At 39.0% G+C, this 7,143-nt stretch carries 6 protein-coding genes; all 6 read left to right on the top strand.

Annotation, left to right across the window (positions count from 1 at the left end):
- Positions 1 to 621 precede the first annotated feature (621 nt).
- The 6 genes from rpmH (at position 622) to mnmG (ending at position 7,141) form a co-directional block, all read left to right on the top strand.
- Positions 622 to 756 carry a 50S ribosomal protein L34 gene (gene rpmH, locus GS400_RS19990; protein WP_027446944.1) on the top strand — a complete coding sequence of 45 codons (135 nt, stop codon included), beginning with the start codon at positions 622 to 624 and terminating at the stop codon, positions 754 to 756.
- Positions 757 to 1,018: 262 nt separating this feature from the next.
- Positions 1,019 to 1,372, top strand: a complete 354-nt coding sequence (gene rnpA, locus GS400_RS19985; protein ID WP_160104470.1) for a ribonuclease P protein component — start codon at positions 1,019 to 1,021, stop codon at positions 1,370 to 1,372.
- Positions 1,373 to 1,459: 87 nt separating this feature from the next.
- On the top strand, positions 1,460 to 2,227 hold the full coding sequence (spoIIIJ, locus tag GS400_RS19980; protein ID WP_160104469.1) for a YidC family membrane integrase SpoIIIJ: 768 nt from the start codon (positions 1,460 to 1,462) through the stop codon (positions 2,225 to 2,227).
- Entirely contained in the window at positions 2,224 to 2,958 is a 735-nt protein-coding gene (gene jag / locus GS400_RS19975) for an RNA-binding cell elongation regulator Jag/EloR (protein WP_160104468.1), read from the top strand. Before spoIIIJ ends, jag begins: the two co-directional genes overlap by 4 nt.
- Before the next feature lie 887 nt (positions 2,959 to 3,845).
- The gene (gene mnmE, locus GS400_RS19970) at positions 3,846 to 5,222 is read left to right on the top strand and encodes a tRNA uridine-5-carboxymethylaminomethyl(34) synthesis GTPase MnmE (protein ID WP_160104467.1); all 1,377 of its coding nucleotides are present in this window, start codon (positions 3,846 to 3,848) and stop codon (positions 5,220 to 5,222) included.
- Positions 5,223 to 5,245: 23 nt separating this feature from the next.
- Positions 5,246 to 7,141 carry a tRNA uridine-5-carboxymethylaminomethyl(34) synthesis enzyme MnmG gene (gene mnmG / locus GS400_RS19965; RefSeq protein ID WP_160104466.1) on the top strand — a complete coding sequence of 632 codons (1,896 nt, stop codon included), beginning with the start codon at positions 5,246 to 5,248 and terminating at the stop codon, positions 7,139 to 7,141.
- The last annotated feature ends 2 nt before the right edge of the window (positions 7,142 to 7,143 follow it).

Raw genomic sequence — 7,143 nt, 5'->3', positions numbered from 1 at the left:
CTACATGTTCACCCCTTTCATCCTAAGGAACCAGTATGAAACAAAAAACCTCACGTATCCTTTCTCTTCTAAATTGAGAAAACAGGCTAGAAGCAGAAAGATCCGGAGGTGCTTGTACAACATTTGTAAAACTATAAGAAAAATTATGGCTGTGGATTTAAAACTGTTACTATAACAGTATTGAAATGAATTGTTAGCATAATCCACATTATTGTTGATAAGTGCTTCAACACCCATGTGAATGTCTATCCACAGATTATCCACAGACTGTGGAAAACATTTTTTGGGCTTGAGGTTTATTCAGAACTAAAACACAAATATAATACCAAATAAATCCCATTGTTGCAATGGTTTTTCGACAGTTATCCACATTATCTAGGGATTGTAGATAATTTTTATCCACAACACTATATTTTGTGATTATCTTGTCGATAATGTGTGTGGATAATAAAAAAGAGCAGAAAAAATTATTCACAGGATATGTGAGTGGAAAAATTGAATAGAGGATCTGTGGTGTTTAACTTAAAAATAAGTTGACATTTCCCTGGTGGATTTTTTATAATGAATTGGACTGTCTTAAGAAGATTATTGTATTTACATTCCTCAGGGAGGTGTCTATAAATGAAACGTACATTTCAACCAAATAACCGCAAGCGTAACAAAGTACACGGTTTCCGTGCACGTATGAGTAGTGCAAACGGGCGTAAAGTATTAAAACGCCGTCGTCGTAAAGGTAGAAAACAATTATCCGCATAGGCCACTGATTCGATCTCAGTGGTCTTTTTTCTAGTTTTTTTATAATAAGTTCTAGAATGACCTTAATTAAGGAGAACATGGATATTCATCCTTCTGGGTGAATATCATGTTTTTCTATATAAAATGAAACAATCGCGATTTTGGAAAAAGGTATATGATGTCCGAACATAAACTTTCTACATATGTAGGGGGGAGTGTTGTCATATATGAAGTCCTTTCTTTCTAATAATCTGCTCTACATTATTGGAGAGTGAATTGAACCATGAAAAAACAAAACCGAATTAAGAAGAACGAAGAATTCCAACAGGTATTTAAAAAAGGGACTTCCTTTGCAAATCGTCAGCTCGTTTTGTATTACTTAAAGAAAGAAAACCAGGGTCATTTTCGAATTGGTTTGTCTGTAAGCAAGCGAATTGGCAATGCTGTGACTAGAAACCAAATAAAAAGATATTTAAGACAAGCTTTTCATGAGATGGAAGATCGAATTCTTTCTGAATATGATCTTGTTATTATTGCTAGAAAACCAACAAATCAAATGAATTATCATGAAATAAAGAAAAGCTTGAACCATGTGCTATCGAAAAATAATCTTTTGGTAAAATCAAAGAAAGCCTAAAGATTTCATATAGAACCGATCCATAGATTAGTGGTAAAATACATTTGATGTTTCTATGGATATTGAAAGTATAAGGAGGAAGTGACGTTGCGAAAGAAAGTCCTTTTAATGGTCGTCTTGACAGGACTCCTCAGTTTATTAACGGGCTGTATGGAAATGGATCAGAACATTACAGCTGAAAGTGAAGGAATTTGGAATCAATATTTTGTATTCCCACTGTCCCAAACGATTATATATTTCGCTGAACTATTCGGAGAGAACTATGGTCTATCTATTATTGTTATAACGCTTATTATTCGTTTAATTTTATTACCTTTAAACGTAAAACAATTGAAAAGTTCAAAAGCTATGCAGGAGATTCAGCCTGAATTACAGAAAATTAGAGAAAAGCACAGTTCTAAAGATCAACAAACACAGCAGCAGTTGCAAAAAGAAACAATGGAGTTATTCCAAAAGCATGGAGTAAATCCATTAGCGGGTTGTTTCCCGATTATTGTACAAATGCCGATTTTAATCGCATTCTATCATGCAATTATGCGTACACAAGCAATTGAAGGACATAACTTCCTATGGTTTGAACTAGGAAGTCCAGACCCGATCTTTTTAATGCCACTAATTGCTGCAGCAACAACGTTTATTCAGCAAAAGCTAATGATGGCAGGTATGGCGAACTCTAATCCACAAATGACCATGATGCTTTATATCATGCCAGTCATGATTGGTGTATTCGCGATTAACTTCCCGGCAGCTCTTGCACTTTACTGGGTAGTTGGTAACATCTTTATGATCGGACAAACGATGTTTATTAGAAAGCCAATGATGAAAGATACAGAAACAGGAGGCGCGGCCAAGTGAGACAAATAACTGCTACTGGACAAACAGTTGAGGACGCGGTCCAATCAGCTTTAGAGCAGTTAAACACCTCGAGGGACCAAACCAATGTAGAAGTCATTGATGAAGGCAAAAAAGGATTTTTCGGTCTATTTGGATCGAAACGTGCTATTGTGAAAGTTAGCATCGTGTCTCCAGAGGCTGAGGATGAAGAAATTCAAGAACCAATCCATCAAGATGAATCATCGGAAGGTACAGAAGAACAGGTCGAAGCTTCAGAGATTGTAGAAGATGATAAACGTGATACTGAATCGGCTATTGAAGAAACAAAACAATATCTCGAAACAGTAGCAAACGGCATGGGAGCTTCTATCCATGTTGAAGTTTACCGTAAAGGGAAAGAGATTACGTTTGATTTAGTAGGAGATAAAATTGCACTTCTTATTGGAAAACGTGGACAGACTTTGAATGCACTTCAATACCTTACTCAACTTACAATTAATGGTAAAACAAACCAATATGTAACCGTTATTGTTGATGCTGAAGGGTATAGAGAGCGTAGAAAGGAAACGTTGACGCAATTATCAAATCGTTTAGCTGATAAAGCCATTACAACTCGTCGAGAAGTAAAGCTAGAGGCTATGCCATCCTACGAACGAAAAATCATTCATACCGCCTTACAACATCATCATGAGATTTCAACGTTTTCAGACGGAAATGAACCATATCGACACGTTGTCATTAAACCGAAATAACCCTGGATTATATCCAGGGTTATTTTTTTGCTTATTTGAACCTAGTTATTCAACAATATGGCAGTTATCTGGAATAAGGTGTGGAGTGGTACCGTTGCCAGATAGAGAGCGGGTGGGCTGGGAAATGGGTTGCTTTCCTGCGGACGAACTATCGAGCCTCCTCATCCGCTACGCTCCTTGCGGGGTCTCGCTAGCCCGTTTGACCGCTGGAGTCAACCCATTTCCCAGCCCACCTTGGCCATAATGGTGACTAACGGAACCGCAGCTATCGTAAGGTTTTCTGATTTAAATAAGGTTAAATCATATATGAATGAAAGTGATCTAAAGCTTTATATGTTAAGGGTTTAAGTATCTAAATTCGCAATTTTACTTATGTAAGAAAATATAACTCAAGCCATGGGTCCGTTAACCTCCATAAACGCAAAGGGGTGAGGGAAACGGCAAACTCCCGCGGTAGAAAGGGCGGCCGAGACCCCGCAGGAACGAAGTGACGAGGAGGCTTGGACGGTCTTCCGCAGGAGTATTGCCGTTTCACTGAACCCCTAACTCTTTTTCCAGCAACGGACCTCCTCAGCACTTAATCTCGAATCCAAGTCTTCAAGATAAGGGGGCTTTAATGAAACATTATGGTAAAGATAGCATTTATGAAAGCTATTTATATTTTTGTCTTTAAAAGGAGAATAATGTCGTATTATACGAAATAAAGAAGAGTGATTCTGATTTCGTTTATCCACATGTGGATAATTAAAAACCCTTACAAGTGGCTATACTAATCAAAAAAACACTTTTCAAATAAAGAGGTTATATGCTAATCTAATAAGTTAGTGACTATATAATGAAAATCCGACTTGTGGATAACTATAAATGAGAAAGAAAGGGGTGAGAGCATGGAAACAGATACGATAAGTGCGATTTCGACGCCGCTTGGTGAGGGAGCGATTGCAATTGTTCGTTTAAGTGGTCCTGAGGCGTTGGAATATGCAAATCAAATGTTCAGAGGTAAGGATCTATTGGAAGTAGATACGCATACGATCCATTATGGAAAATTGGTTGATCCAGCAACTGATGAGCTAGTAGAGGAAGTTATGGTTTCTGTCATGCGTGCTCCTAAAACATTTACCCGTGAGGATATTGTAGAGATCAATTGTCATGGGGGGATGGTGTCAGTAAACCGTGTGCTGGAATTAGTTCTTGCACAAGGTGCTCGTCTAGCTGAACCAGGTGAATTTACGAAACGTGCATTTTTAAATGGACGAATTGACCTTTCACAAGCTGAAGCGGTCATGGACTTGATTCGCGCTAAAACGGATCGAGCGATGAACGTTGCCTTAAAACAGATGGATGGTCGACTATCTAATTTAATTCAAAATTTAAGACAACAACTCTTAGAAACATTAGCTCAGGTAGAAGTCAACATTGATTACCCAGAGTATGATGATGTTGAAGAGATGACAAATGAGTTAATGATAGAAAATACGAAACACGTGCATGATGAGATAGAACGGATTTTACAGACAGCAAAACAAGGGAAGATTTTACGTGAGGGGCTAGGTACAGCCATCGTAGGTCGTCCAAACGTAGGAAAGTCTTCATTAATGAACTCACTTGTGCATGAAAATAAAGCAATTGTTACAGAGATCCCAGGAACCACAAGAGACGTGATAGAGGAATATGTAAATGTACGTGGCGTCCCATTACGTTTAATTGATACAGCTGGCATTCGTGAAACAGAAGATTTGGTTGAAAAAATCGGTGTAGAACGTTCTCGTCAGGTACTTCAAGAAGCGGATTTAATTCTTCTCGTGTTAAACTACGGTGATGAGCTAACGGAAGAAGATAAAAAGTTATTTGAAGCCGTTCATGATATGGATGTCATAGTAATTGTTAATAAGACGGATCTTCCGCAAAAGCTTGATCTAGAAGAGTTGAACAGAGTAGCAGGGGATCACCCTATAGTGAACACATCCCTTATAGAAGAAAAAGGCATTGATCAATTAGAAGAATCTATTTCAGATATCTTTTTCGAAGGCGACATTGATACTGGTGATATGACGTATGTTTCAAACGTACGTCACGTACAGCTTTTAAAACAGGCTAAAGATGCACTTAAAGATGCAACGAACGGTATGGAAGCTGGTATGCCAATTGATCTAGTTCAAATTGATGTCACACGTACGTGGGAGCTACTTGGTGAAATTGTTGGGGATACGGTTAATGAAAGTCTCATCGATCAGTTATTCTCTCAATTCTGTTTAGGAAAATAACGTAAAAATAAGGAGAGAGTGTTATGTCAACATTCGAAGCAGGACGTTATGATGTTATTGTCATTGGTGCTGGGCATGCCGGTGTTGAAGCAGCGTTAGCCTCTGCACGTCGCGGAGCAAGTACGTTGATGCTGACATTGAACCTCGATATGGTGGCTTTCATGCCATGTAACCCATCAATTGGAGGACCAGCGAAAGGAATTGTAGTACGTGAAATCGATGCTTTGGGTGGCGAAATGGCTAAGACCATTGATCAAACGTACATTCAAATGCGTCTTTTAAATACGAGAAAAGGCCCTGCTGTACGTGCACTAAGGGCTCAAGCTGATAAGCATTTATATATTCAACGCATGAAAGAAGTTCTAGAAGAAGAAGAAAATCTAACACTTCGTCAGGGAATGGTTAAGCGTCTAATTGTAGAAGATGGTGTTTGTAAAGGTGTTGAGACAGAAACAAAAGCAGCTTATTATGCTGACAACGTTATTGTCACAACAGGTACATTCATGCGTAGTAAAGTACTAATCGGAGATCTTGCGTATGAAAGTGGGCCAAACAACCAACGTTCTTCTACAGATCTCTCAGATCAGATTCAGGAACTTGGAATTGAAATGGTTCGATTCAAAACAGGAACACCAATGCGTGTTCATGGTCGTACGATTGATTATTCAAAAACAGAAGAACAACCAGGAGATGACGTGCCACGCGCATTCTCCTACGAGACAACTGAATTTATCATGGATCAAATCCCATGCTGGTTAACGTACACGAATGAATTTACGCATGCGATTATTAACGACAACTTAAGCTCGTCTGCAATGTATTCAGGGATGGTAGAGGGTACAGGACCTCGTTATTGCCCTTCCGTCGAAGATAAAATCGTGCGCTTTAATGATAAGCCACGTCATCAGGTCTTCCTAGAGCCAGAAGGTCGCAACACGGATGAAGTGTATGTCCAAGGCTTGTCTACCTCATTACCTGAAAACGTTCAAAATGAGATGATGAAAACCGTACCAGGTCTTGAAAATGCTGAAATTATGCGTGCTGGATATGCAATTGAATATGATTCTGTTATCCCAACTCAACTTTGGCCAACACTTGAAACGAAAAAGATTGAAGGCCTATTTACTGCTGGTCAGATTAATGGCACTTCCGGTTATGAAGAGGCAGCAGCACAGGGTATTATGGCAGGGATCAATGCAGCATCTAAGGTGCTTGGCAAGGACCCTGTAATATTGGATCGTTCCCAAGCTTATATTGGCGTATTAATTGATGACCTTGTAACCAAGGGAACGGATGAACCATATCGTTTATTAACTTCTCGTGCTGAGTATCGTTTAGTATTGCGTCATGACAACGCTGATCTTCGTTTAACAGAAATCGGTCATGATATTGGCTTGATTCCTGATGAACGTTATGAACGTTTCCTAGAGAAGAAACGACTTATTGCTGAGGAAATTGAGCGCCTTGAAGGTATTATTATAAAGCCTTCAGAAGCGGTTCAAGCTGCTGTAGAGGCTGCTGGAGGTTCACAGCTTAAGGAAGCTGCTCGTGCATCAGACTTACTGAAACGCCCAGAAATGGGATATCAAGCTGTTGCTGATCTAACTGAAGGCGGAAAAGAGCTGCCAGAAGACGTTAAGGAACAAGTAGAAATTCAAGTGAAATACGCAGGATATATCCAAAAATCCAATCAGCAAATTGAACGTATGCGTAAGATGGAAACGAAAAAGATCCCAGAAAATATCGATTATGATGATATTCATGGACTTGCATCTGAAGCACGTGAAAAATTGAAAGAAGTTCGTCCATTATCTGTTGGGCAAGCTTCACGTATTTCTGGGGTTAACCCTGCGGATGTATCCATTTTACTTGTTTATATTGAACAAGGGAAAATCGCTAAAGTAGCGGATGAATCCTAAAG

It is taken from the genome of Pontibacillus sp. HMF3514 (assembly GCF_009858175.1).
Lineage (GTDB): Bacteria > Bacillota > Bacilli > Bacillales > BH030062 > Pontibacillus.
The sequence above is the reverse complement of the archived record's forward strand: the minus strand, read 5'-3'. Positions and strand labels throughout refer to the sequence as shown.

Coding starts and splice junctions, on each gene's coding strand:
- rpmH (WP_027446944.1), top strand. CDS start 622: ATGAAACGTACATTTCAACCAAATAACCGCAAGCGTAACAAAGTACAC.
- rnpA (WP_160104470.1), top strand. CDS start 1,019: ATGAAAAAACAAAACCGAATTAAGAAGAACGAAGAATTCCAACAGGTA.
- mnmE (WP_160104467.1), top strand. CDS start 3,846: ATGGAAACAGATACGATAAGTGCGATTTCGACGCCGCTTGGTGAGGGA.
- mnmG (WP_160104466.1), top strand. CDS start 5,246: ATGTCAACATTCGAAGCAGGACGTTATGATGTTATTGTCATTGGTGCT.